Raw genomic sequence first — 22,951 nt, forward strand, 5'->3', positions numbered from 1 at the left:
CCTTAACTAACCCGTCTTAACTAATTCGTTTAAAAAATGGTCGTTAACACGCTCGCTTATTCGTAACCGTAGTGGGTTACTTCAGACCACTTTTTATCGACGTCTTGCTTAATAAACTGTTTCTTCTGCTCTGTGAGTTTATCAAGTTCAATACCTACCGCCTTGTGAGCTGACGCTTTAGTGCTGATATCTGGATAGTCAATCTTGCTGATGTCAAACTTTTTCAAAATCTCAGCCAATGACGCCCGCGCGTAGTTAACTTGTCTAATCGACATATCCAGTAAGGCATTGCCCTCTTCTGGGTTATGGGCATACAGACCATGCGATGCCATAGCAAAGTCCCAACGCCACTGTGAATGACGAATTGCCATAATCGCATCGTTCATTAGCGGCCAAGTCGCGCCAGCATCCCACGCAGTTTTAGCTTCGTAATGTGCCTTAACCAGTAAACCTTCGACTTCACGCGCTTTTGCATCGATTTCAGCCTTGCTGCGTTCAAGTGATTTTACGATGGTTTTTTCACTCTTATGGCAGTCCTGACATACTGCGTCGAAATGGTCTAACGCCTTGCTGATCTTATGGTTAGTAAAGCTATTACCCTTAGCATCGGTTTCTTCTGGCATGTGGCAAGTAATACACGTTACCCCTGCTTCAGCATGTTTACTGCGGCTCCAATGCTCAAACTCAGGATGGCGCGCCTTTAATATTGGCGTTTGCGATATGGGATGGATCCACTCATAAAAACGGCGAGTGTCGTAATACTTTTCAATATCGTCAACGGTGTTACCAAAGATCCAAGGAATATTCACTTTGTCGCTGCGTTCTGGCTGGAAATAATAGGTCACATGGCATTGGCCACAGGTTTGCGCGCCTTGCATATTCACGTCTTGCTTATCAAATGGAATATGCACTTTCGCCATCGCATCTTGTGCATGGGGGCGCGGCATTGCTAGCTCAGCTTTACCATCAACATGGCAATCTGTGCAATACACCACGCTATTAATTTCTGTGCCTAAATCGGTAAAGTTTTTAGCAGAAAAACCTTCAACGCCTAACTCTTTCATCAAACGTGTAGCATCTGGGGTTTTACAGGTCCAGCAGCTTGCTGATAATCCTTTTTCACCGTCTTTTGGTGGCACGCCTGTACGCAAAGTATGGGTCACATCCGCAACCGCAAAGTGGTGGCCTCGTGGGCTATTATATTCTTTAGCAAACGATGAGCCCGCCCATAAAATCACTGCTGCGGGGTAGCTTGCCAGCATATCTTCGCGCTCAGTTTGCTCTGAAGTTTGTTGCCAACTTTGATACTGCACCGGAAACGCTTCACGTAGCGCAGCATCACGTTGTTGTTGCTCTACGGCTGCTTTGCTTAGGCTTTTTTTATCATCAGCCGCAGCGCTCTCAGCAAGTGCTGAGCCCATTGGCCAAAGCAGGCCTATCATCAATGTACTGGCTAATTTCACACGCTTATGTACCATCATTTTTTACTATCAACCTTTTATTTTTATAACTACTACTTTTAAATTCTTGCGTTCTTTTTACGATAAAAAATGGCGAACTTTTAATACGACAAATAGCGCTAACCCGGTCTTCCATCAATCCGCGGCTTAGATAATATTGCGGCATAGTTAACCACAAACAAACCAAACGCTAATGACCACAGGCCACCAGCAAGCCACAACCAAGTTTGGTAAAACTCTGGCAGCCATATCGGCATCACGGCTCGCAAAATTGCCGCTATCGGTAAACATGCAAAGGCGACAATCATATTTGGCCCTTGATAAATATTACGACTGGTGTGGCCTAATGACACCCGTGAAATCATCGATAAACAGATCCCAGCTAAGGTGCCGATCGCAAACAGGTGCAATAGGTGCCTATATGCCATTGAGTCATGGATATTCCAGGCCAGTAAAAATAGGGTAATAGGCAAGAATAGATAACTAAGCTGCAAAGACCACAACATAGGTTCAGCTAAGGTCTTATGGGGAAACCAGCGCGACCAGCGCACAAAATGCAGTGCTGCAGCGGCAAACAACAAGATCTGTTCAAGTTCTTTTGGCAACGCTTGGCTAATTGCTTGCACTACCAATAAAATCATAATCGCAATGAGGCTTTTATCCAGCACAGGGATAGGATTAGGCTTGGTTTGCTTAATACGAATAGCGGTAAAGAATGGAATAACACGACCACCCACTATAGTGATCAGCAAACCAAGCCACCACAACATAGACTGCCAAATTTGTTGGCTCAAAGAGAAATCTCGCTGACTTAGTGCGTAATAACTCAATAAGTTAATGCTCATCGCCACCAATAACATGATAGGGAAACCAATGTTATGCCATTGCTTTACTTTATAAATGCAGCGCCATAGCTTAATGGCTGTAAAGCTTAAAAACAGTGAGTCGAGTATTGCAGGTAACCACAGGGGGATGGAGACCGGCAGCAGTAAGGTCAATCTTGCCAGTAACCAGCAACCAAAAGTTAGCGCTAACGCCCAGCCTTTCATACCGGGTTGATTGGTCCAAGTTTGTACCGAGGTAAGCAAAAATCCACACACTATGGCTAAGGCAAAGCCAAATAACATTTCATGTGGGTGCCACCATAAAGGCACCACCTTCACCCAGAAGTCAGTTTGAAATAAGCTGTATTGCGGATAAAACCAAGTGAGTAACCATAGCGGCACAAACAGCATAGCCACCGCTGCGCCGCCTAAGAAGAAAGGCCGAAAACCTAATCTAAAAATGGCAGGGATTTTTTCAGTCTCTTTGGGATCATCAATATTAAGCATAGTTCAAACCTTACACAAAACTTGCATTTAAAATACAGCTTTAGTTTAACTAGGTCATTTTTCGATAACAATGGAAATTAAAAACGATTATGGCTTCTGTGAGCTAGGTTACTATCCCACTGTTTTCACTTATAACTTTAGAGGTATCTCCTGCATAAAAGCACTGCGTTACCCTGAGTAAAATCGTAGTAAAAAAGAGTTTGCAAAGCGAACTCGTTAATCTCAGCCCTTATCCCCAACACTTTGCATATTGTTAATGTTAGCCGTTTTTAACAGTATCATCGCCTTTAGCCTGCAAGAACTGCGAGCAACAGCTCAGTTAGTTTTTAACGCTGTAGCGTATTCGCGATAAATTATTTCTGCACCAATCCCTTATCGGAAAAAAGATTTAGCTCAACGGAATGTCTATGCTAGATTTAATAACAATCTGTTAAGCAAAGTGACTGGACAATCATGACAACCGCGGCAAAAAAAATCCTCGTCTTATATGCTCACCCCTCTCAAGAGCGTTCTGAAATCAATAAACCGCTATTTGATGCGACCAAGCAGCACGCCAACGTCACAGCAGTGGATCTGTATGCCGAATACCCAACATTTAGGATCAACATAGACAAGGAGCAACAACGCCTTGTCGAGCATGATGTAGTGGTATTTATGTTCCCGCTGTATTGGTACTCCACCCCAGCAATTTTAAAAGAGTGGCAAGACTTAGTGTTAGAGTACAACTTTGCTTATGGTGCTAATGGTAATGCGCTACGAGGCAAAACCTTTATGTGCGTTATTAGCGCTGGCGGCAGTGAAGCAGCCTATAAAGAAGATGGCTTTAATCATTTTACCCTCAGAGAATTACTTCGCCCGCTAGAGCAAACCGCTAACCTAACTGGTATGAACTTTATTGCGCCGTTTGCGCTATTTTGCGCTCGTAGTGCCTTTGAAGAAAACCGCGTTGATAGTCATGTTAATCAGTGGCTAACAACCTTAACTGCGCTAAGTGAAGATCGTCTTGATATCGCACTAGCCCAAAACGTCGAAAAACTAAATGATCATCTCGACCAAGTGATCCGGGAGCACTAATGACAGCTTACTTCATTCAAGCTTTTATCTATTTGTGCGCTGCGGTTATTGCAGTGCCCATTGCCAAACGCTTAGGCCTAGGCTCCGTGCTGGGCTACCTGATTGCCGGTGTGGTGATTGGGCCGATTATTGGCTTAGTGGGCACTGAAACCAACACCTTGCAGCACTTTGCCGAATTTGGTGTGGTGATGATGCTGTTTCTGGTGGGGCTTGAGCTTGAGCCTAGAATGCTGTGGGACATGCGCAATAAATTAATCGGCTTAGGTGGCTTACAAGTCGGTTTATCCACTTTAGTGGTGATGGGGATCGCCATGGCCTTTGGCTACGGCTGGACCATAGCACTTACCGTGGGCATGATATTTTCACTTTCTTCTACCGCCATTGTGCTGCAAACCTTTAATGAAAAGAGCCTAACGAAAACCGAAGGCGGTAAGAACGCCTTTTCAGTATTGTTATTTCAAGATATAGCCGTGATCCCCATGTTGGCGTTTATTCCACTGCTCGCCTTGCCTGAGCTCGTGGAAAAAGCCCAGTCTTTAGCGCAAACCGCTGCTGCTCACCATGAAGAGATATCCTTAGTTGCGGGTTTACCCGGATGGGCTTACGCCATAGTGGTGCTGTTAGCCATTGCCAGTGTGGTGGTGGGTGGTCATTTTTTAAGTCGGCCGTTATTTAGGTATGTTGCTAGCTCAGGGCTGCGTGAAATCTTTACCGCCACTGCGCTAATGCTAGTGATTGGTATTGCGGCGTTGATGAGTTTAGTCGGCTTATCGCCAGCCTTAGGCACCTTCCTTGCCGGTGTGGTATTGGCTAACAGTGAATTTAGGCATGAGCTAGAGTCCAATATCGAACCTTTTAAAGGACTATTACTCGGGCTATTTTTTATCACCGTAGGTGCGGGGATTAACTTTGAAGTGTTGTTTGCCAATATTGCCCCCGTATTAGCCATGACCTTTGCGGTAATGCTCATTAAGGCCGTTGTGCTATTAGTGTTAGCATTTATCTTTAAGATCCGCGGCAGTGACCGCTGGCTGTTTGCCCTGAGTTTGGCGCAAGCTGGTGAGTTTGGCTTTGTATTGCTCAGTTACACGGTACAAAACCATGTTATTCCAACAGAGCTGGCGCAGCTGCTATCTCTGGTGGTGGCGCTATCAATGTTCCTTACACCTGGGTTATTTATCCTGTTTGATAAAGTGATTTTACCGCGCTATGAAAAAACCGAAAACACCCGCGAGCCCGATGATATCGATGATATCGATGAAAAAGGCACAGTAATTATTGCCGGTGTTGGCCGCTTCGGTCAGATTGTTAACCGCCTGCTGGTGACCAATGGCGTAAAAACTGTGGTACTGGATCACGAGGTACAACAGGTTGAGAATTTAAGAAAAATTAATACCAAGAGTTATTACGGTGATGCCACTCAGCCAGATCTTCTGCATACCGCCGGTATTGATAAAGCCAAAATGCTGGTGATAGCCATTGACGATCCTGAGCGCGCTGTGGGTTTGGTAGAGTACATAAAGCACACCCACCCCCATGTGATAGTAATGGCGCGTGCGTTTGACCGTCGTCATCTATACCGCCTGCGTAATGCAGGGGCAGATTTTATGGTCAGTGAAACTTTCCACTCGGCGCTAAATCTAGGTAAGCATGCGTTAATTAGGCTTGGGGTACACCCATTTAAGGCCGAACAACAGCGGGCAACGTTTTATGAAACAGAGGTGACCCATAAAGACACCTTGTATGAAGCGTGGAAACAAGTCACTGAGGACGATAAGTACTTAGTCCACTATCGCGATATGTTTATTCAATTAGAAGAAACACTTAGTGCCGCGATGAAAAATGAGCGCTATCGTAGCTTTTCTAAATTGGAGCGTGGCTGGACACCACCACCGAAAAATGACACCACTGAGTTCTCGCAATCTGAGAGTGATTAATCGCTATTGATATAAACATAAAAAAGCCCCGCTAACCTGAGTTAGCGGGGCTTTTAACTGTCAGCCTTTAAACCATGTTTTAAAGGCTTACTGAATCTCTATACCAAGTTCATCTCTTGCACTTTCTCATGTGCAATTTCTGGTGTGGTTACAACTGGCTTAGAATGCAAATCAGCCTTCAGTTGTCCTTTACGATGCTTTAGTGCCGCATCGAGTTTTTTAGCTGCGCTGGTAATCGCTGGGTACATAACAGGATCATTACCAGAAGCGGAAATACTGCTTCCCTCATAATTCGTTCTAATTTCAACCTGGAAGTCGCCGTGCTCTTTAGCAATGATAATATCTAGGGCGATCAGGGTTGGAAAATGACTCTCTATCTTCGAAAACTTCTCTTGGACATGCTGTCTTACTACGTCAGTTACATCAACGTGGTGACCAGAAAGATTTATTTTCATAGGTTTTCCTTTTTACAATGATTTCACCTACTACACTTGGGTTTTTAGCGTTAAATTACAAGCTTTTATTAAAAATAATTTATCTAATGCTTGCTGGCAAAATAATCAACTCATCGCTACAGCCCAGTGTACATAGGGTAAAAACAATTTTTGTTATATTGATAATTTTAATCACACCGCCTGCTTACATGGTTAAAACATAAGCTAAGCAGTCTTCCTTGAGCACTTCAAAAATTAGCAAACAGCAATCTAACCCTCAAAAGCTCCTCTACTAATTTAGACAAAAATCGTCGCTTTGGCTTGATTTCAGTCACGATTTAGTTAAATAAATTTAAATTTATTTATATACAAATTTCACATCAGACACTTACACGCTAAAAACGCAACAAGCTTTCAAGCTCCCCGCTCTAGCTCAGGTGAATATACAGCCAGATCAGTATTCTATTTCGCGCTTTGTATCTGCGACATAACTCTCAAGTCTGGCACATTTACACTTAAACGCGAATGAAAAGAGTTATCATTTAATAAATTTAATGTAGAATGCCGGCAATATTTTATTAGTTAACAATCATAAGTCTTTAGGTGTGCCACTCAGTGCAAACAATAAAAACCAAGTTATTGCAACGGATTGACTCAAACAACTTCAATGTTGGCTTGCGTGCATTTTCAGCTATTTTTGTCGGTTACCTTTTAGCAGCCACAGCAACTGGATTGCTTGCTTTAGCCCTACCATTACCACCAGCCGAAAGTACATTAACCGCCACTATGTTGTCATTTTCTGTTTATGCCTGTGCAGGTATTTGGGCATTTAGCGTATCAAACCAATGGCGAGCGTTAATTGACCCACTTTGTCTTAGCGGAGTTTTTTATCTGCTTATTCTAGCTATAGGTTAAACAATGAAAGATTCATTTTTCCGCAGTATGACTTGGCTGCACACTTGGGTTGGCCTACTCGTTTGTTGGGTTTTACTCCTGGTATTTTTTGCAGGTACATTAAGTTACTACCGCTATGAAATGACGTTATGGAGTAAACCAGAGTTACACAAAAACGTCTTCCAACAATATGACAGCACCAAGGTCGCTAGCGAACTTGATAAAGCACAGCGTTATTTAGCTGAACATGCTGCAGATGCTCGTGACTGGCGAGTGTACTTTCCTACCGACCGTAAGCCTTATGTTAGCTACGCTTGGCAAACTCAACCCGAAGAGGGCCAACGTCGTGGTAAGTTTGTAGAGCATATTGCACCACTTACCGGTGATCAGCTCATCACAGATGTGCGTGAATCTAAAGGCGGGCACTTTTTCTATCGCTTACATTTCGACTTACATTACCTGCCCGCTAAAATCAGCCGCTGGATTGTGGGTTTTTGTACCATGTTTATGCTGGTCGCCCTTATTAGCGGTATCGTTATTCATAAACGTATTTTCAAAGACTTCTTTAGCTTTAGGCGCGGTAAAGGCAGCCGTTCTTGGCTTGATGCCCATAACGTCAGCTCAGTGCTTGCCCTGCCTTACCATTTGATGATCACCTACACAGGTCTTGTCACTTTAATGATGATGTATATGCCTTGGGGCGTAATGACTGCATTTGATGGTGATGCTAAATCTTTTCGACAACAGCTAAGCCCTAGTCGGGTGCAAGTCAAACCTGTGGGGATTGACGCGCAATTGGTTTCACTTAATACACTGTTGCCACAAGTTAAGCAGATCTGGACTGATGAACCGATTAAGCAAGTAGTTATCAATAACCCTGGCGATCAAAATAGTAAGATTAATTTCTACCGAGATACTCAAGAAGCTGTAACCGATAGACGCACTGCTATTACCTTCAATGGCGTAACAGGCGAGTTAACTAGCCGTGGCATTGACCCTGATTCTGGCGCACAAAATACTTATGATGTGCTCATTGCGCTGCATACTGGCCGTTTTGCAGAACATTGGTTGCGTGCACTGTTTTTTATCAGTGGCATTTTAGGCTGTGCAATGATCACCACAGGCACCTTGCTTTGGGCGGTTAAAATTCGTCAGAAGCAGCAAAAGCAAATTAAACAAGGTGCGAAAGCGAGCTTTGGGTTGCGTTTGGTTGAAGGCTTAAACCTAACCTTTATTACTGGTCTACCACTGGCAACGGCTGCATTTTTCTATGCCAATAGGCTATTACCCACTGATATTGCTAATCGTGCTCAATGGGAAGTTAACTGCTTCTTCATTGCCCTTGCAGCCATGGGCGTTTTAGCCTTCTTTAATCGCAGTAAATCAGCTTGGCGCTTTGCCTTAGCACTTGGCGGCGCGAGTCTTTGCGCGATCCCAGTGCTGAATGCGCTAACTTCTAACAGCAATTTAATTGATAATATTAATTTACAGCAATGGCCGTTAGTTGGGTTTGACCTGATGTGCGTATTCATGGGCGCTGCACTATTTTTTGCACGTAAGAAACTCATCAACAAAACTGCTGTCAGACCAAAGAAGGCTGCAGCCGTTCGCAGCCCAAAAGAGGGATTTAACCATGCCTCAACCGCGACTAAAGAGGGAGCATAAGCCGTGATTTTAAGTCTTTTAGGATTTAGCTATCTCGCATTTGGATTATTAGCTCTGGCTATGTTTTCGCACTATCGTGATACGTTTGCCAAAGCGCCTAACCCGCAACAAGCAAAAGCGCTTTATGTTGCTGGTTGGATTGGTATTGCAGGCACATTCTGGGGCTGTATAGCCACTCAAGGTGCCGCTTATGGCAGCATTTTGTTTTTCGGTCTACTGTCATTTGCAGGCTTACTGGTCATTTTAATGCTCAGTTATCGTGCCAAGCTTTTACCTTACTCTATGGCAATCAGCACATTGTTAAGCTCAGTATTAGTGGTGATGAACCAGTACCAGTTCGTTTAACGTTTATGAAAATAACAGTGTAAAGAAAAAGCCTTTTGCATTTTTTTGCAAAAGGCTTTTTTGTATCTGCACGACTCTACTTTGATTTGGATTTTAATCTTTTATACCAATCGTTATAAGAACCTTATTCAGCTTAGGTACAGTTTAAGCGCTGCAAAACACGTTAGTATAAGACATTGATATTTATGCTAACTAAATCAGAGGCGCTATGCTTGTATCCCATGCTAACTCACCGCTTAACAGCAATCCCCCAGCACCCAGCGCTAACGTTTTACCTCAGTCACAAGCTGACGTTAATCAAGCCAACCAAACAGCAAATAGCGCTGCCAATACAAAAGGTCATCAACACCAAGACACGGTAACCTTAAGTGCAACAGCCCTTACTCTTTCAGCTAAAAGTACCTCTACTACTGACATTAGCAGTACAGAGAGTAAAAAGACTGCAATGACGAGCACTGAAAACGCTCCTATCGCTAAGCCTGAATTACCCAACGATGGCGATAAAGCATCTGCTTACGTTGAATACAGAAAAGCTAAAGTCCAATATCAGATCTATGCCGACATGGCGAATGTTGCTACGGGTAACAACAATCATATGTCGCCAGCAACCGCGCATTACCTTAGTCATAATGATCAAGCTCGAGCGGCAACCGTCGATATAAAAGCGCAGCAGCAACAAGTCGCCACAATGCAGACCTATGCGGCAACCACCAGCACGATAAATAACAAAGACACACTTTAAGCTGTGACCTCAAACAGGCAGCCAACGCTATAAGTGAATCTTTTATAGTACGTACTTTATGTCCTATTAATCTTGATTCACTAATGACGCTTATTTGATTAATATCAACTCTCTATAATAAGTTAGAGAGTAGCCTGACTTGAGCAAAGTTAGGCTGCTACACAGATTTTGTGTAGCTTTATCAACCATAAGAGTCCGCACTATGAGTTTTAATATCGACCTCAGTTGGTCCCACTCGAACGAGCCATTAACAGAGCCGCAAAATTTCAGTCGTGATCATAAAATCATCTTTGGTAGTGGTCAGCAAATTCAAGGGTCATCCGCCCCTGAGTACAGTGGCTCAAGCGACAAAGTCAATCCAGAAGAGAGCTTACTAGCCGCCCTAGCCAGCTGCCATATGCTGACGTTTCTGACGATTGCCCACCTTAAGCGCTTACCTATATTAAGTTACCAAGATAAGGCTTACGCCGAGCTTGGTAAAAATTCTGCAGGCAAAATTTACTTGAGTAAAATCGTCCTTAAACCCGTTGTCGAGTTTGCAGCAGAGGTTAGTGACGATGTGATAACTAAAATGCATGATAAGGCGCACAGCAACTGTTTTATTGCTAACAGCCTTAGCAGCGAAACGGCTTTTGAAATCAAATACTAGGTCTTTATGTGCTGGCGTTTATAACGCAAAAAAAAGCGAGGTGATTTACAATCACCTCGCTTTAAATCTAGCGGAAATCACCTGAGCGCTTTATAGAAACTCAGACTGACATAAACTAACTTAGTCAGCATCATTTTCGATAAAGTCATCTGTAAAGTCAGTTTCCCAATACTTATAGCCCTGCACTGTTGCTTGCGCCGCCGCGCCCATTAAGTTCACTTGGTAAGTTTTTACACCGGCAACGTCAACCGACTGATTTGCAGATGCTTGCTCACCACTGCCCTCATACTCAGCACTCGCCTCTGCTTGCGCTTGGCCTTCGTAACCCGACTCTTTAAAACGCGTTAATGCTGAACGCTCAGTGAATGCTTGCACAAACGCCACTTGCTTCCAACCAATACCAGCGCCAACGCCACCAGTAGCAAAACGATAGTAAGATCGTTTGCTGCCTTCATGCAGCACACAAACACCACCACCAGTAGACAGTGCAAACAGATAACTATTACTGCCAGTACAAACCACATAACCTACTGAGTTTACCACTGCAGACTTCGCTCCAGGGTGTTCTTTATATATCTCTTGTAACGCAGATTGAGTTTCTTCTCGCGCATGCATTTTTTTAGCATCGGGTGTATCACCGGTTGCACAGCCAACTAAAAAGACTGGAACGGCAATCGCGGCAAGTTTGAAGCTGTTAAATCGAAACATGGATTATAATCCTTAGCAAAATCATTAAGAGCGCTAGCACTCTACATAGAGCTTTTCGAGCTATTTAACGTATAGCACAAAATTCAAGCTGTTGATTCAGTTATATATCACCTCAAAGCTTAACCGCGACTTGATACAAGTTTAATCACTATCACTTTTGCTCAAATGTGCTTGTAACATCACTTAAGCTGATGATGAGTGCTAAAGGCTATTACGCTTTTTAAGAAACTTCCAATCGCGAGATTCTAAATAGAAGGATGCGAAGATCATATAAACCCCAACCAGAAACAGCTGTAAGATCCTTAAATAGAAATTCACTGCAACATCTTTATCAGTCGAAGATGCCGTTGAGCCAACCACAACCAGTAATGCAGATAAAATACCAGCATAAAGCGGCGCTTTTTCTGGATTGGCATATATCTTTTGCCCAAACAATAGTGCAGCTAACATCGACATACCAATGTAAAAAGGCAGTTCGGGTACTATGGTAAGCATGTTGTAAAACACAATAGCCAAGGTGCCGCCAATACCATTGGTGATCAATAAAAACAAACTGACCTTAATACTTTTTGCCCCTGCTGCTTGCAACGACAAAATGGCAATAAAAATCATCGTTAGCAGCGCGCCAGAGATCTCCAAGAAGTAAAAGAAGCAAATCACAGGAAAGGCAATAATCAACGCCCTAAACGCTTCATGAGTGCGTTCGTCGTGACTTTGCGCCGCACTGGCTAATTGCTCTCTGTTGGGCGAGAGATCGGGCAATAGCGCGTGCAATAATGCAAAAATAGCCACCGCAACCACACCCGAAAAGCTCAAACCAACCCCCACTAAAATAGCGGCTCCCGGCTGCAGCAAGCTCATGTAAGGCAAAAGTAATGTTGCCACAATGAATATGGTCGCAAAAAAGTTCCAGCGCGGATCGCTAAATAGGTAATAACCCCATAGCATCATCATGGCTAATAGTGGCAATAACACCATAGGGTATTGCGTTGGCCCAAAGCTAACCAGCCAAGCTAACCCTATGGTAAATATCATTGAAATAAGCAGCTCGTAAACCGTTTGCACTGTAGGCTCTTGCCTATCAACCAAAAACTTAGCCACAAATACCGGCACGATAAAGGCTAGCGGCCACGCAAAAATCGCAGAAACCGCCACAGCTAAACCTATACCTAAGGTAAAGCGTAACACCCGCCGCGTGTAAATGGCCTCCTCTGACGCCACAGCAGTGTTTAGTAAAGCGCTGTCACTATCTGACATAAGAGAACCAACTGACTAAGCGGATCCAAAACTTGCCAAATAGATTAATGACACTGCTATCGCTGGTATAAACAATCACGTCTGCTTGACCACCAACGCGTCTTAACCCGACCGCCTCATCAGCAGATAACACTATAGTGACCGGAAAGCGCTGAGATTGGCGCAGCCATCCCGTTTGACCAGACACCTGTGCAAGCTTGCCCGTTTGTTCGCTCTGCCCCCAGTCAATACCATAATCAATGCTACCCACTTTGGCTTTAAACACTTCACCAGGCGCGTAATCCAGCGCAAATTCAACGTCATCGCCGGGCTGCATATTACCTAGGCTGTTTTCACGAAAATAAGCCTCAATCCACACATCTTCCGATGAGATAAAGGTCATTACCGGCTGACCCGCACTGGCGTAAATCCCCTCTTTTAATCTGAAATTTGACGCCACGCCGTCAGTTGGTGCGGTAATAGAGGTGCGCGCCAAATCAAGCTGGGCTTTTTCAAGGCTCAATAATGCGGATTTAACGTTGGTATTATTTTCACCTTCAGCGCCTAAACGCTCTTCTGCCTTGGCAAGATCTGCCTTAGCACTGGCAACCCCGGCTTCAGCCTTGGTGAGTTCAGCCCTAGCATTATCCGCATCGGCCTGTGACATCACCGCTTTATCTACCATGGTAAAGATACGTTTAGATTGCACTTGAGCATTCTTTAGGTTGGCTTGGGCGTTGGTCACTTTAGCTTGTGCTGCGGCAACATTCGCCGTTTGCGCGCCTACATTTTGCCCCGCCTTTTTAAGGGACTGCTCAGCTTGCTGCAGCGCAATTTCATAATCTTGCGGGTTAATTTTAGCCAGCACATCCCCCTGTTTAATTAGGGTGTTGGGATCAACCAAGATATCAATAATTTCACCGGAAACCTGCGGGCTAATCGGCACAACATAGCCACGAATTCGGCCTAAATCGGTAGAGGGAATAAAACGGTCGGCAATAAGGTGGAACACGAATAGAAAACTTACGACGATTAAAATAATATTAGTCGCTTTACGAATTTTATTATTTTTAACCTTAGCTTGAGTATCAGTATTGGCTAACTCTTGACTCTTGACTTCATCATTTACGATAGCACTTTTTTCTTCAGTCATACTCATCCCTTTGGTAACCGACTGGCAAGCTGAAATAAAAACTCAGCGCGAATGGCGTATTAAATAATTAAGCAATAAATTCTTTAACTTAGTATGAATTAACGCTTGATTACTCACATTATTTTTTATCCAGTTTAGTGTCTCTAACTGTAAATATTCAATGTTTTTGTAAAATAAATTCAACAAAATCGCGGAGACAAGATCCCAGATGGAATCATTCGAGATTAATTGTCTAGCTTGCTAAAGGGAGAAAGAAGATTGCTAAGGAAGCGAGGGATGAAAGACAGACGTTATAAGCCATTATTGCAGGCTTATAACGCCATCTTACTTAGTGAGCGAATTCGCGGTTTATCAGAATGCTTTACGCACATCCTCAGCCATGCCTTTAGTTGGCATTGGTTTCGGTACTAATTTAGGGGCAGGCTGCTGTTTAAGCGCGTCTTTTAGATAACTAACGGCTTTATCTAATTGGGCATCTGTGCCGCTAAATGTTGCGTAAGGCAGGTTGTCGACTTCAATATCAGGACTGACACCGCGCCCTTCAATAATCCAGCTACCGTCCATTGCATATTGCGGATATTCAGCCACACGTGCCATGCCTTTATCTGTAAGTGAGTTTCGGCCAGATAACCACACACCTGCGCCAGCGGTTTGCTTACCAATTAATGGTGCCATGCCCAACGCCTTAACGCCTGCAGAAAAGGTTTCACCGTCAGAGTAGGTTAGCTGATCAGTCAGAACAACTAACTGGCCGTTAAAGGTTTGCTGCATATTGCCCGATGGCGTGCCATGGGTTGGCGCCCAAAATGCCCAAGTTCTGCGCAGTAGCTTTTCGATGATCCAGCTATCAATATTACCGCCACGGTTACGGCGCACATCGATAACTAAACCGTCTTTATTGACGTTAGCGTAAAACTCTCGCGCAAAGCTTGAGATATCGCCGCTACCCATAGCGTATAGGTGTAAGTAGCCAAACTTGCCGTCGCTGTCTTTAGAAACTTTGGCGCTGTTATGCTGCACCCAGTCGGTATATCTCAGCTTGGCACTTTTAGATGGGCTTACTGGCTCAACAATTGTTTGATGGGTTTTACGACCACGTTTTAGAGTAAGTAGTACTTGCTTACCCTCTTGGTTACGCAGCAACTTAGTCACATCGGCAATATTAGTGAGCGGCTTCGCGTTAATCGCGACAATCACATCACCGACTTTGGCATTTACGCCCATTTGCGCCAGTGGCGCAGCGTGTGCTGGTAACTCTGGATCGCCTTGATAAATGTGCTCAATGACCACTCCCGCCTTAGTTTGCTCAAGACGTGCACCAAGACTGGCAGATTTTGCTTTATCGGCATCTTTTGGCGCATCACCACCGCGCACCTGTGAATGCAAAGAATCTAGCTCGCCCATCATCTGCGTAAACAGATCATTCAATTCATGACGGTCGGTTAGTCTGTCAACTAACGGTTGGTATTTGGCTTTGGTTGCCTGCCAGTCAAGTCCACGCATACTCTTGTCATAAAAAGAATCGCGGTGCATTAACCAAGCGTCTTCAAACATCTGTTGCCACTCGCTCGCAGGCTCAATCGCCAGTTGCCATAGATTGGTTTGTACATTGGCGTTAGTCAGCTCTTTAGGCAATTTATCGCCTGCATCAACAATCAGCATTTCGCTGCCTTGCTTAGACTGCTTACGAATAAATAATTTGCTTGAGTCTTGAGACAATTGATACTCGCCAACATCTTTAGCAAAGGTGTCAACTTTAGGGCTTAACGGATCAAACTTAACCACTTTCAAGCTAGATTTACCGCTAGTTGTTGTATCAAGCAGGTAAAACTTATCGTCTGCCATTTGCAGTGAGCTGTAGTTACCCGCAGGCACTGGCACTTGCCATAAACGATTGGCTAAACCTTTCCAATCGACTTCGGTTTCAATCTCGTCATCATCCGCTTTTGCAGGTTTTGATAACAACTCATTTGGCTTTTGAAAGGCAAAACGCGCGTCTTCATTCAAGGCTATGGCAAACACTTGGGTGCGCTTATCAAACATTGGCCCTAGGTTTCTGTCTCCCCAAGGTGAAGTCGGTGTAGACACAAACTGACGATTTGATAAGAAATACAGCCAGTCGCCATCGGCGCTAAAGCTTGGCGAAAATGACTCGTATTTATCGCTAGTCAGTGATTCAGCGCGATTATCGTCTAATGAGTACAACACTATTTGCGGGCGCGCTTTACCCATTTCCGCTTTGGTTAATGCAATAAATTGGCTGTCACCAGACCAAACGATATCGGCATATGGACCCAGACCCTCGCCTTGAGTGATGATTTTTTTATTACTGCCTTTGTTTAAATCTAACAACCATACATTGCCCTCATAATCGTCATGGGCAAGGTAGCGTCCATCAGGTGACAAGTGCAGATCGAGTCTTAGGGTTTTGCCATCTTTAGTTAGCTGCTTGGCGTTATCGCTGCCATCTGCCGCAAAGCGCCACACTTCTTGCTCGCCCGTTGCATCGCTAATACCGTATACCCAAGAGCCATCTTGGCTCATCACTGCGTTACGTACGCGGTTATGACCCGGCAAAGATATCTCCACTAAACGTTGACCATCGGTGCCAGCAATTGCCACATGGCTGCGGGCGGTGATCACCACTTTGTCAGCCTGAGGCGATAAGTTAGTGGCTGTTGCGTATTTCATTGGTTCTTTCACCCAGTGCTCACGCTTTTGGGCAAAGTCTGAAATCAGATCAATCGCAAGGGTTTGCTCTTGGTTAGTTGCTATATCAAACAACTTAATATCGGCGCCTTGCTGAAATACGATGCGGCCTTGATTTAATCGCGCATTACGTACTTGCCACTCTTTGTACTCGGTATGCTGCTTGAGATCACTGCCATCTGTTGCCATTGACCAAATGTTGTCATTGCCATCGCTGTCGCTAACGAAATAAAGGCGAGAATCCCATAACATAGGTTGTCTTACTGAGCCTTGATGCGCAGCCGTTAATAACGTCGCTTCTTGTTTGCTGCCAAGTTTAAATTTCCACAACTCACCTTTTGCGCCACCACGATACACTTTAGCGTTATCGCCTGTTGTTTGGAGGCCAAAGCGGGTGAAGTAAACATACTCACCTTTATCATCAATCGCCCCTTCAATGGCATCGGCCAAAGGTAAGTCTTCTGTCAGTAAGGTTTGTGGATCGACCGTTCTTAATACCCAGTAGTTAGCTGGACCGAAAGCATTATCTGTGGCGTAAAGCACTTTGCCATCAGCTGTCCAACCTTGCACCCGCACGCGGCTATTTTCAAAGCTAATGCGCTTAGCTTGACCGCCATTAATTGGAATAACATAAACTTCAGAAGAGCCTTCATAATTGGCAACGTAAGCCACAAACTGACCGTCTTTTGAAATGGTTGCGCCAAGCTCTTCAGCCGGCAAACTGGTTAAACGCCTTGCTTGGGTGTCTGACAGCGCTTGAGTCCACAAATCGCCCTCAGCGGTAAACACTAAGGTTTGCTCGTTTAGCGCCGGCGCACGAAAGTAACCGGGCTTAATAGTGGCTTCTGAGGCGTGTGTAGGCGAAAGAGTTAAAGTTCCGAGAGCAAGCATACAGCATGCGAGTGAATGACGAATTTTCATCTAGCTAGCAATCCTATTGTTATTATTCGGGTAATGCCTTTATTCGGGCAATATCTTTTAGGCCAACAAGGTAGCAAACTTTTGATAAAGCATCAGCAAATTATTCGCTATTAAGTATTAGCAAATATGTAAAGCCGTGATCAAAAAAACGTAAATTATGAAATAAACAGCTAAGCTAATTACAAGTGTATACAGTTCAGCACTAACAATGACTTAGTGCCACTAACGCTGCATACAGCGACCATCTCACAGATAAGGAAGTTAAGAGGTTTATATGTCACCTGATTATATGCGCCCTTCTCTTAAGGATGACCCCAGAGTATGTAACGCACTTAATAGTATGCCAAAGCACTTCGCAGAGAGTTTTACCGAGCCGCAACTGCACGCGATTAGGATGGCATTGATTGGTCATCAATGGCAGAAGCACTTTATCGATAGCAGAGGCACTTTTTACTTACCCTTTATTGGCTGGCGATTTTTCTATGTGGTGTTAATTGGCCGTAATAAACGAGCCTATAGTCGTAAAGAGAAACAGCTGACTTTATTAGTGTTTGTGCTTTGTGTTAGCGGATTTATTTTGATGTCACTGCTGCTTGGTTTATTACTGCTTTATTTACTTAAATCTGCGCTGGGTATCGATCTATTTGCCGACTCGTCATTGGGGATTTGGGATTGGTTTAAGTCAATTTAACGCTATGATGACATAAAAAAGCCTGCTACTGCAGGCTTGCTATGGCTTAAAAAATCTGGCTTAAACAATCTGACTTATTGTTAGTGACCAGACATCAGTGCGTGTTGCAGGCGAAGATACCTTGCATGCTGCGGGTGGCTTTCATCTATAATTTCAGGCCACTGTTTGGCAGTTTGCTTGAGTAACTCATCTGCTTGCTTAATCTGTTTAGCTTCAATTAACCCTGCCACGTTATCGAGCGCTGAAACTAAACTAACATCAGCAGAAAGCTCGGTTGACTGCACAAGTCGCTCACGGTTTTCTGCCGGTAAACTTCCCTGGGACGTTTGCACTGCCTCATCAGTTTTAGCAGCAGGTTCTGGCATTGCCCGCATCATTTGTGGCTGCTCTGGCGTTGACATCATCATTGGTTGCTGCTGCTCTAACACGTCATTATTTTGCATCGCAGGATTAATCATAAACAGTGTTACAACGACAAGTACCGAGGCTGCTGATGCAAGAGACCAGCGCTGTTGGCGCCAGAAAGACTGACTTGTTTGCGTCTTTACTTTTTGCTTAGAGGCTTGCTCTTTTGCCAAGGCTATTATGTCATTATCTAATGATGTTGATGGCTGTTCTGTCGCTGTTTTTCGATACAAAGACTGGATCTCAGCTTCAAGTGCAACTTGCTCTTTATCAGTCATGATTCGCTCCTTGCCACTTTAAATCCACGCACTCTTTTAAGCCTTTATAGGCATAGCGAATGCGGCTTTTAGTCGCCTCTAATGTGGCACCTGCAATATCGGCAATGATGGCTGCAGTAAAACCCATTTCAACATTAAGTAAAAATGCTTCTTTCTGTACTTGCGGAAGATTGGCCACACAGCCTTTAAGCAAATTGGATTTTTGGCTATCGAGCAATTGGGTTTCAAGACTGGCTTGATCACTGCCAAGCTGCGACTCGCAATCTTGTTCTGGTTCAAACACTTCAGTAAAGCTATCAACCGGCTTAACTGCTCTCACATGATCGATAATAAGGTTATGCGCGATACGGTATAACCAAGTGGTAAATTTAGCGCTGGTTTCATAAGTGCTGGCAGCTTTAATCACTCGGCTCCAGGTATCTTGATATAGATCTTCAGCTAATTGCTGATCATTAACTTGTCTAACAAAGTAACGATATAAGGGGCCTTTATGCTTGCTGTAAAGCAATTCAAATGCTCGGGTGCTGCCCGCTGCATACTGCAGCATAAGCGCTTGGTCGGTATCGACATCAGTCGAGGGATTATCTAATGACAAAGACTGCTCCACAGCATCTTCCTTAGCTAAAAATATCTTCAGCTTAAGTCTGCATGGGCTGTTGCGCTTTGTCTAGCGCTTAAAGAAGTGTTTGCAAAAAGGGAGGATAAATAAAAATACCGCCAAAGCATTACGCTTAGCGGCATTTCATTACTAACAGGCGAAGTTAGATATAGACGACTAACTTAAGCTAGTTTAGCTTGTAGTGCAGCATCTTTCGCTTGTACAGCTTCAGCTGACTTAGCGCGCTCTTCTTTTACTGCAACAGCAAGGGCATCATCACCTACTGCAAGCATTTGCGCGGCTAGGTAACCTGCGTTTTTAGCACCAGCACTGCCAATAGCAACGGTAGCTACAGGAACGCCGCCAGGCATCATTACTGTTGATAATAGTGCATCATGGCCTTGTAGTGGGCCACAATCAACTGGAACACCGATTACTGGGCGAGTTGTAATACCAGCAACTGCACCAGCTAAGTGCGCAGCAAGACCTGCGGCACAAATAAAGACTTTACAACCACGCGCTTCTGCATCAGTTACGTAAGCGTGTGTAGCTGCAGGCGTACGGTGCGCTGAAGTTACTTTGGCTTCAAAGTCGATTTCGAAAGTTCTAAGCACATCGAGGGTGGCTTGCATTGTAGGCAGATCTGAATCAGATCCCATTAATACTGCAACAAATGGTTTGCTCATTTTAAGTCCTTGAGTAGGGCGGTACATTATTATATTTGCGCGCATTATAATGATATTTAGCGCACTTAGTAAACAGACTTCCCCCAAGCCTGCGAGGCAATTATCCCTAAGCTTTAGCAGAACTGCAAATAACTTATTCATACATATGTATAACAAACCGGCAAAAAAGTAGATTAATATTTTTAATAGCATGTTTGGCTATAATTATCATGAAATAGGATTATTATTCAGCAGTAAATAAATGAATAATAATCCGGTTAAGTCTACTTCGACTTTACCAGTGTCGTTTTTTACCTATGGTGATGGACATAGTCGGTGAATAGCACTTTAGAATTCTGACTATTCTGTCGCTCTAAATGTAAGACTCAAACTTTACACGGTGAGCTATACGAATAAGGATATTCATGACGCCCATAAAAGACAGCTTAAAGAAAAAAAAGATAGACTCACTTAGCCTAAAAGCGCATCTAGCACTGCTAGGCACGCCCATGCTATTGCTGCTCATTGTTTGGAGTATTTTTTTCAGTATTAACCCCACAACTAACTCCGTTGCCAACCTCATACTCGTCGCGATTATTTATCTACTTGGATACAGTTTAAGTTACTATTTTCACCAAGGGCGCCTGAATCGACTTTGGGAGCATTTACAGCAAGTTATTCATGTCAGTGATACCACCTTTGAGCTGGTCAATATTGCTAATCAATACCAAGATGAACGCGCGTTTCTTGAAGCCTTATTAAAAAAAGCTGTTAGTAGCATTGATGGTGCGGAAATGGGCTCCATTATCAAAGTCGACAGCACAACGGGTGAACTACAATTTGAATCGACCATTGGCATTGATATCGATAAGCTCAGAAGTGTGCAGTTTAATCTTAATCAATCGTTTGAATATAAACTGACAAAAGGTAAATGCGACAGAGTAGTGGTCATTGATGATATGGCGAATATCAATGCCCACAGCAGCTTGTCCGCTGCCGAGCAAGATGTACTATTAACCGCGCCGCTCAGCCCTATTCGTTCAACCCTATCGAGTCCTATCCATATTGATGGCGCTCTTTATGGCATGCTGAACTTAGATAGTGCTAGAGCAAAAGCCTTTAGTCATTACGATAGAAACCTAGTGGCAATACTGACTCATGAAGCCGCTAACGCCATCGCCCTTTACCAAAAAGGCCGCCAAATAAACCTATTGGCTAACTATGATAGCCTTACAGAACTTTATAACCGTCAGCGCTTTGAACAAGGGGTGAAGCAATGGAAGATAAAACCCCATTTTGGCAGCTACTTAATCGTTTTAGACTTAGATAACTTAAAAGTTATCAATGACAACTATGGCCATCAAACGGGCGACAAAGCGATACAGTCTTTTGCCAAAATTTTAAAGCAAAACTGGCATAAACAGCACCTTATTGCGCGCTATGGCGGTGATGAATTTATTGCCCTTTGTCATGGACCGAAAGTTCAGATTGAAGCAGATTTGCAACAGCTAGAACGCACATTACTCGACACCGAGATTACCCAGCCAACATCAACTGCAGATGCTCAGCCGCACTCAACAATCAGCTTCAGTTACGGTATTGCCAATTACCATGGCCACTTAGACGCAAGCTTTAAGATTGCTGATAAGATGATGTATCAAAACAAACGCCTTAAACAGAGAGCAGCAAAGTAAGCGAGTCTCAGATTCGCCTTGCTGCTTCACGATAATGCTAACTTGCTTTATTGCGAGCGACAACAAACACCAGATAACTCCCTATACACAAATTCGCTTTAACACTTTCTCTAACATCGCAGACGTTGTTTTTTGCCCTTGCGCCTGCAAGGAGATAGATTTTAAGCTTGTATGTATATCTTGGCTTAAGCGTGCAATTTCTGTCGCACGACCTTTAATACTTGAAGTGGCATTTTGTTGCCCCTCAATACTATGGCGAATATTACCCGCAAGATTGTCTAACTGATTAAAGGCGCTATCTATCTCACTAAATGCACTAGAAACTCTGTCGCATTGCAATAAGCTCTCTTGGCTCTCTTTTTGACTCTCACCTATCGCAGCTACCGCTTGACTGGTTTTAGCTTGAAAGCCTTCAACAATACTTTGAATTTCGACCGTTGACTCTTGGGTGCGGTGAGCAAGTGCTCTGACTTCATCGGCCACTACCGCAAATCCACGTCCTTGTTCCCCCGCCCTCGCGGCCTCAATAGCAGCGTTTAATGCCAGCAAATTAGTTTGCTCGGCAATACTCTTAATGACTTCAAGTACATTACCAATTTTAAAGCTATCTTGATGCAAGATGTCTAAATCATTCACTAAGCTTTCAATACCTTGGGTAAACTCCTGCATAAACTGCTGGTTTCTAAGGGCATCATTGGTGCCTAGTTGCAGTAATTCATTCGCCTGTGTTGATGTCGACTTGAGCTCTTGTGCATTGCCCGTTAATTCATGGGCTGTGCTATCAATTTCTGTCAGGCTTAAGCTTATCTGTTCATTTTCAGTCACACTTTTATCAACCGCCGATTCAGCAGATGTCATTTGCTCTGACAGTTGCTCCGAGCCCCGACGAAAGCTTTCTGCATCATTACGAATTTTATCCAGCACATCTTTTAAGCCTTCAATAAAATCACACAAGCTGATTGATATTTTTGCTAACTCGTCATTAGTATTGTCAACAATTCTACCTTCAGGAGCTTGCTCAATGCTAACTACGAGCGCGAGATACAGCTTCAGCTTTGCTAAACGCAAACTCACTAATTGCCGACACAACAGCCAAGAAACACCAAATTGAGCTGTTGCCGTGATAACAAGCAACAGCAGCATATCCATTTTACTGACGTTGGCAGAGAAAAAAAACAGCAAAATAAAAGTCGCTATGCTGGCAATACCAAGCATCGGAAGTGTCAGTTTCAATTGCAGTTTATTGTCATAACTCGTTTGCATATAGGTTCCATCTATTGGCATATTGGTAATTTCAGCTGCAGAATAAAAGTATTTTAACAACTCGTCTACATAGTTATCGGTCGCACTAGAAAAAGATTA

Annotated in this window: 20 protein-coding genes; 9 read left to right on the forward strand and 11 right to left on the reverse strand. The window is 43.8% G+C overall.

What is annotated here, in order from left to right; all coding sequences use genetic code 11:
* Positions 1-56: 56 nt before the first annotated feature.
* Both L2748_RS14270 and L2748_RS14275 read right to left on the reverse strand, forming a co-directional pair.
* Positions 57-1,421 carry an ammonia-forming cytochrome c nitrite reductase subunit c552 gene (locus L2748_RS14270; protein WP_373317221.1) on the reverse strand — a complete coding sequence of 455 codons (1,365 nt, stop codon included), beginning with the start codon at positions 1,419-1,421 and terminating at the stop codon, positions 57-59.
* A 158-nt stretch (positions 1,422-1,579) separates the two neighbouring features.
* A complete protein-coding gene (locus L2748_RS14275) occupies positions 1,580-2,791 on the reverse strand; it encodes an NnrS family protein (RefSeq protein ID WP_220781716.1) in 1,212 nt (403 codons plus the stop codon).
* A 453-nt stretch (positions 2,792-3,244) separates the two neighbouring features.
* On the opposite strand from L2748_RS14275, the gene L2748_RS14280 reads away from it, so the two are divergent.
* Entirely contained in the window at positions 3,245-3,865 is a 621-nt protein-coding gene (locus L2748_RS14280) for an NAD(P)H-dependent oxidoreductase (protein ID WP_220781715.1), read from the forward strand.
* The gene (locus tag L2748_RS14285) at positions 3,865-5,802 is read left to right on the forward strand and encodes a monovalent cation:proton antiporter-2 (CPA2) family protein (protein WP_220781714.1); all 1,938 of its coding nucleotides are present in this window, start codon (positions 3,865-3,867) and stop codon (positions 5,800-5,802) included. The genes L2748_RS14280 and L2748_RS14285 overlap by 1 nt, the downstream gene beginning before the upstream one ends.
* A gap of 98 nt (positions 5,803-5,900) precedes the next feature.
* On the opposite strand, the gene hpf is transcribed toward L2748_RS14285, so the two are convergent.
* Positions 5,901-6,257, reverse strand: a complete 357-nt coding sequence (hpf, locus tag L2748_RS14290) for a ribosome hibernation-promoting factor, HPF/YfiA family (protein ID WP_220781713.1) — start codon at positions 6,255-6,257, stop codon at positions 5,901-5,903.
* A 594-nt stretch (positions 6,258-6,851) separates the two neighbouring features.
* Between hpf and L2748_RS14295 the strand changes: the two genes are divergently transcribed.
* The 5 genes from L2748_RS14295 (at position 6,852) to L2748_RS14315 (ending at position 10,531) form a co-directional block, all read left to right on the forward strand.
* Positions 6,852-7,151: a hypothetical protein gene (locus tag L2748_RS14295; protein ID WP_220781712.1), complete on the forward strand. Its 300-nt coding sequence runs from the start codon at positions 6,852-6,854 to the stop codon at positions 7,149-7,151.
* Positions 7,152-7,154: 3 nt separating this feature from the next.
* Positions 7,155-8,795, forward strand: a complete 1,641-nt coding sequence (locus L2748_RS14300) for a PepSY-associated TM helix domain-containing protein (protein ID WP_220781711.1) — start codon at positions 7,155-7,157, stop codon at positions 8,793-8,795.
* 3 nt (positions 8,796-8,798) lie between these two features.
* On the forward strand, positions 8,799-9,140 hold the full coding sequence (locus L2748_RS14305; RefSeq protein WP_220781710.1) for a DUF3325 domain-containing protein: 342 nt from the start codon (positions 8,799-8,801) through the stop codon (positions 9,138-9,140).
* Between the two features lie 208 nt (positions 9,141-9,348).
* Entirely contained in the window at positions 9,349-9,882 is a 534-nt protein-coding gene (locus L2748_RS14310; RefSeq protein ID WP_220781709.1) for a hypothetical protein, read from the forward strand.
* Positions 9,883-10,084: 202 nt separating this feature from the next.
* Positions 10,085-10,531 (forward strand): OsmC family protein, encoded by a 447-nt coding sequence (locus tag L2748_RS14315; protein ID WP_220781708.1) that lies wholly within the window; start codon positions 10,085-10,087, stop codon positions 10,529-10,531.
* 120 nt (positions 10,532-10,651) lie between these two features.
* On the opposite strand, the gene L2748_RS14320 is transcribed toward L2748_RS14315, so the two are convergent.
* The 4 genes from L2748_RS14320 to L2748_RS14335 all read right to left on the reverse strand — a co-directional run bounded on the left by L2748_RS14320 (position 10,652) and on the right by L2748_RS14335 (position 17,258).
* Positions 10,652-11,239 (reverse strand): lipid-binding SYLF domain-containing protein, encoded by a 588-nt coding sequence (locus L2748_RS14320; protein ID WP_220781707.1) that lies wholly within the window; start codon positions 11,237-11,239, stop codon positions 10,652-10,654.
* A gap of 201 nt (positions 11,240-11,440) precedes the next feature.
* Positions 11,441-12,496: a DUF2955 domain-containing protein gene (locus L2748_RS14325; protein WP_220781706.1), complete on the reverse strand. Its 1,056-nt coding sequence runs from the start codon at positions 12,494-12,496 to the stop codon at positions 11,441-11,443.
* Positions 12,486-13,628, reverse strand: a complete 1,143-nt coding sequence (locus L2748_RS14330; RefSeq protein ID WP_246616182.1) for an HlyD family secretion protein — start codon at positions 13,626-13,628, stop codon at positions 12,486-12,488. The genes L2748_RS14325 and L2748_RS14330 overlap by 11 nt, the downstream gene beginning before the upstream one ends.
* A 351-nt stretch (positions 13,629-13,979) precedes the next feature.
* Entirely contained in the window at positions 13,980-17,258 is a 3,279-nt protein-coding gene (locus tag L2748_RS14335) for a S41 family peptidase (protein ID WP_220781704.1), read from the reverse strand.
* Between the two features lie 274 nt (positions 17,259-17,532).
* Here L2748_RS14335 and L2748_RS14340 point away from each other — a divergent pair, with 274 nt between their 5' ends.
* Entirely contained in the window at positions 17,533-17,949 is a 417-nt protein-coding gene (locus L2748_RS14340) for a hypothetical protein (protein WP_220781703.1), read from the forward strand.
* 80 nt (positions 17,950-18,029) lie between these two features.
* Here L2748_RS14340 and L2748_RS14345 read toward each other — a convergent pair whose 3' ends face one another.
* The 3 genes from L2748_RS14345 to purE form a co-directional block, all read right to left on the reverse strand.
* On the reverse strand, positions 18,030-18,632 hold the full coding sequence (locus tag L2748_RS14345; RefSeq protein ID WP_220781702.1) for a hypothetical protein: 603 nt from the start codon (positions 18,630-18,632) through the stop codon (positions 18,030-18,032).
* Positions 18,625-19,179, reverse strand: a complete 555-nt coding sequence (locus tag L2748_RS14350; RefSeq protein ID WP_220781721.1) for a sigma-70 family RNA polymerase sigma factor — start codon at positions 19,177-19,179, stop codon at positions 18,625-18,627. Before L2748_RS14350 ends, L2748_RS14345 begins: the two co-directional genes overlap by 8 nt.
* A 233-nt stretch (positions 19,180-19,412) precedes the next feature.
* On the reverse strand, positions 19,413-19,916 hold the full coding sequence (gene purE / locus L2748_RS14355) for a 5-(carboxyamino)imidazole ribonucleotide mutase (RefSeq protein ID WP_220781701.1): 504 nt from the start codon (positions 19,914-19,916) through the stop codon (positions 19,413-19,415).
* A gap of 404 nt (positions 19,917-20,320) precedes the next feature.
* Between purE and L2748_RS14360 the strand changes: the two genes are divergently transcribed.
* Positions 20,321-21,589 (forward strand): sensor domain-containing diguanylate cyclase, encoded by a 1,269-nt coding sequence (locus L2748_RS14360; RefSeq protein ID WP_220781700.1) that lies wholly within the window; start codon positions 20,321-20,323, stop codon positions 21,587-21,589.
* Between the two features lie 81 nt (positions 21,590-21,670).
* Here L2748_RS14360 and L2748_RS14365 read toward each other — a convergent pair whose 3' ends face one another.
* Positions 21,671-22,852 (reverse strand): methyl-accepting chemotaxis protein, encoded by a 1,182-nt coding sequence (locus L2748_RS14365; RefSeq protein WP_220781699.1) that lies wholly within the window; start codon positions 22,850-22,852, stop codon positions 21,671-21,673.
* Positions 22,853-22,951 lie beyond the last annotated feature (99 nt).

This window comes from Shewanella sairae (genome assembly GCF_023283535.1).
GTDB classification, from domain to species: Bacteria; Pseudomonadota; Gammaproteobacteria; order Enterobacterales; family Shewanellaceae; genus Shewanella; species Shewanella sairae.

Excerpts from the sequence above, each read along its gene's own strand:
- L2748_RS14310 (WP_220781709.1), top strand. The coding sequence starts at position 9,349 with ATGCTTGTATCCCATGCTAACTCACCGCTTAACAGCAATCCCCCAGCA.
- L2748_RS14335 (WP_220781704.1), bottom strand. The coding sequence starts at position 17,258 with ATGAAAATTCGTCATTCACTCGCATGCTGTATGCTTGCTCTCGGAACT.
- L2748_RS14345 (WP_220781702.1), bottom strand. The coding sequence starts at position 18,632 with ATGACTGATAAAGAGCAAGTTGCACTTGAAGCTGAGATCCAGTCTTTG.
- L2748_RS14280 (WP_220781715.1), top strand. The coding sequence starts at position 3,245 with ATGACAACCGCGGCAAAAAAAATCCTCGTCTTATATGCTCACCCCTCT.
- L2748_RS14285 (WP_220781714.1), top strand. The coding sequence starts at position 3,865 with ATGACAGCTTACTTCATTCAAGCTTTTATCTATTTGTGCGCTGCGGTT.
- L2748_RS14360 (WP_220781700.1), top strand. The coding sequence starts at position 20,321 with ATGACGCCCATAAAAGACAGCTTAAAGAAAAAAAAGATAGACTCACTT.
- L2748_RS14320 (WP_220781707.1), bottom strand. The coding sequence starts at position 11,239 with ATGTTTCGATTTAACAGCTTCAAACTTGCCGCGATTGCCGTTCCAGTC.
- L2748_RS14300 (WP_220781711.1), top strand. The coding sequence starts at position 7,155 with ATGAAAGATTCATTTTTCCGCAGTATGACTTGGCTGCACACTTGGGTT.
- purE (WP_220781701.1), bottom strand. The coding sequence starts at position 19,916 with ATGAGCAAACCATTTGTTGCAGTATTAATGGGATCTGATTCAGATCTG.
- L2748_RS14365 (WP_220781699.1), bottom strand. The coding sequence starts at position 22,852 with ATGCAAACGAGTTATGACAATAAACTGCAATTGAAACTGACACTTCCG.
- hpf (WP_220781713.1), bottom strand. The coding sequence starts at position 6,257 with ATGAAAATAAATCTTTCTGGTCACCACGTTGATGTAACTGACGTAGTA.
- L2748_RS14315 (WP_220781708.1), top strand. The coding sequence starts at position 10,085 with ATGAGTTTTAATATCGACCTCAGTTGGTCCCACTCGAACGAGCCATTA.
- L2748_RS14340 (WP_220781703.1), top strand. The coding sequence starts at position 17,533 with ATGTCACCTGATTATATGCGCCCTTCTCTTAAGGATGACCCCAGAGTA.
- L2748_RS14275 (WP_220781716.1), bottom strand. The coding sequence starts at position 2,791 with ATGCTTAATATTGATGATCCCAAAGAGACTGAAAAAATCCCTGCCATT.
- L2748_RS14330 (WP_246616182.1), bottom strand. The coding sequence starts at position 13,628 with ATGACTGAAGAAAAAAGTGCTATCGTAAATGATGAAGTCAAGAGTCAA.
- L2748_RS14350 (WP_220781721.1), bottom strand. The coding sequence starts at position 19,179 with ATGCTGCAGTATGCAGCGGGCAGCACCCGAGCATTTGAATTGCTTTAC.
- L2748_RS14270 (WP_373317221.1), bottom strand. The coding sequence starts at position 1,421 with ATGGGCTCAGCACTTGCTGAGAGCGCTGCGGCTGATGATAAAAAAAGC.
- L2748_RS14325 (WP_220781706.1), bottom strand. The coding sequence starts at position 12,496 with ATGTCAGATAGTGACAGCGCTTTACTAAACACTGCTGTGGCGTCAGAG.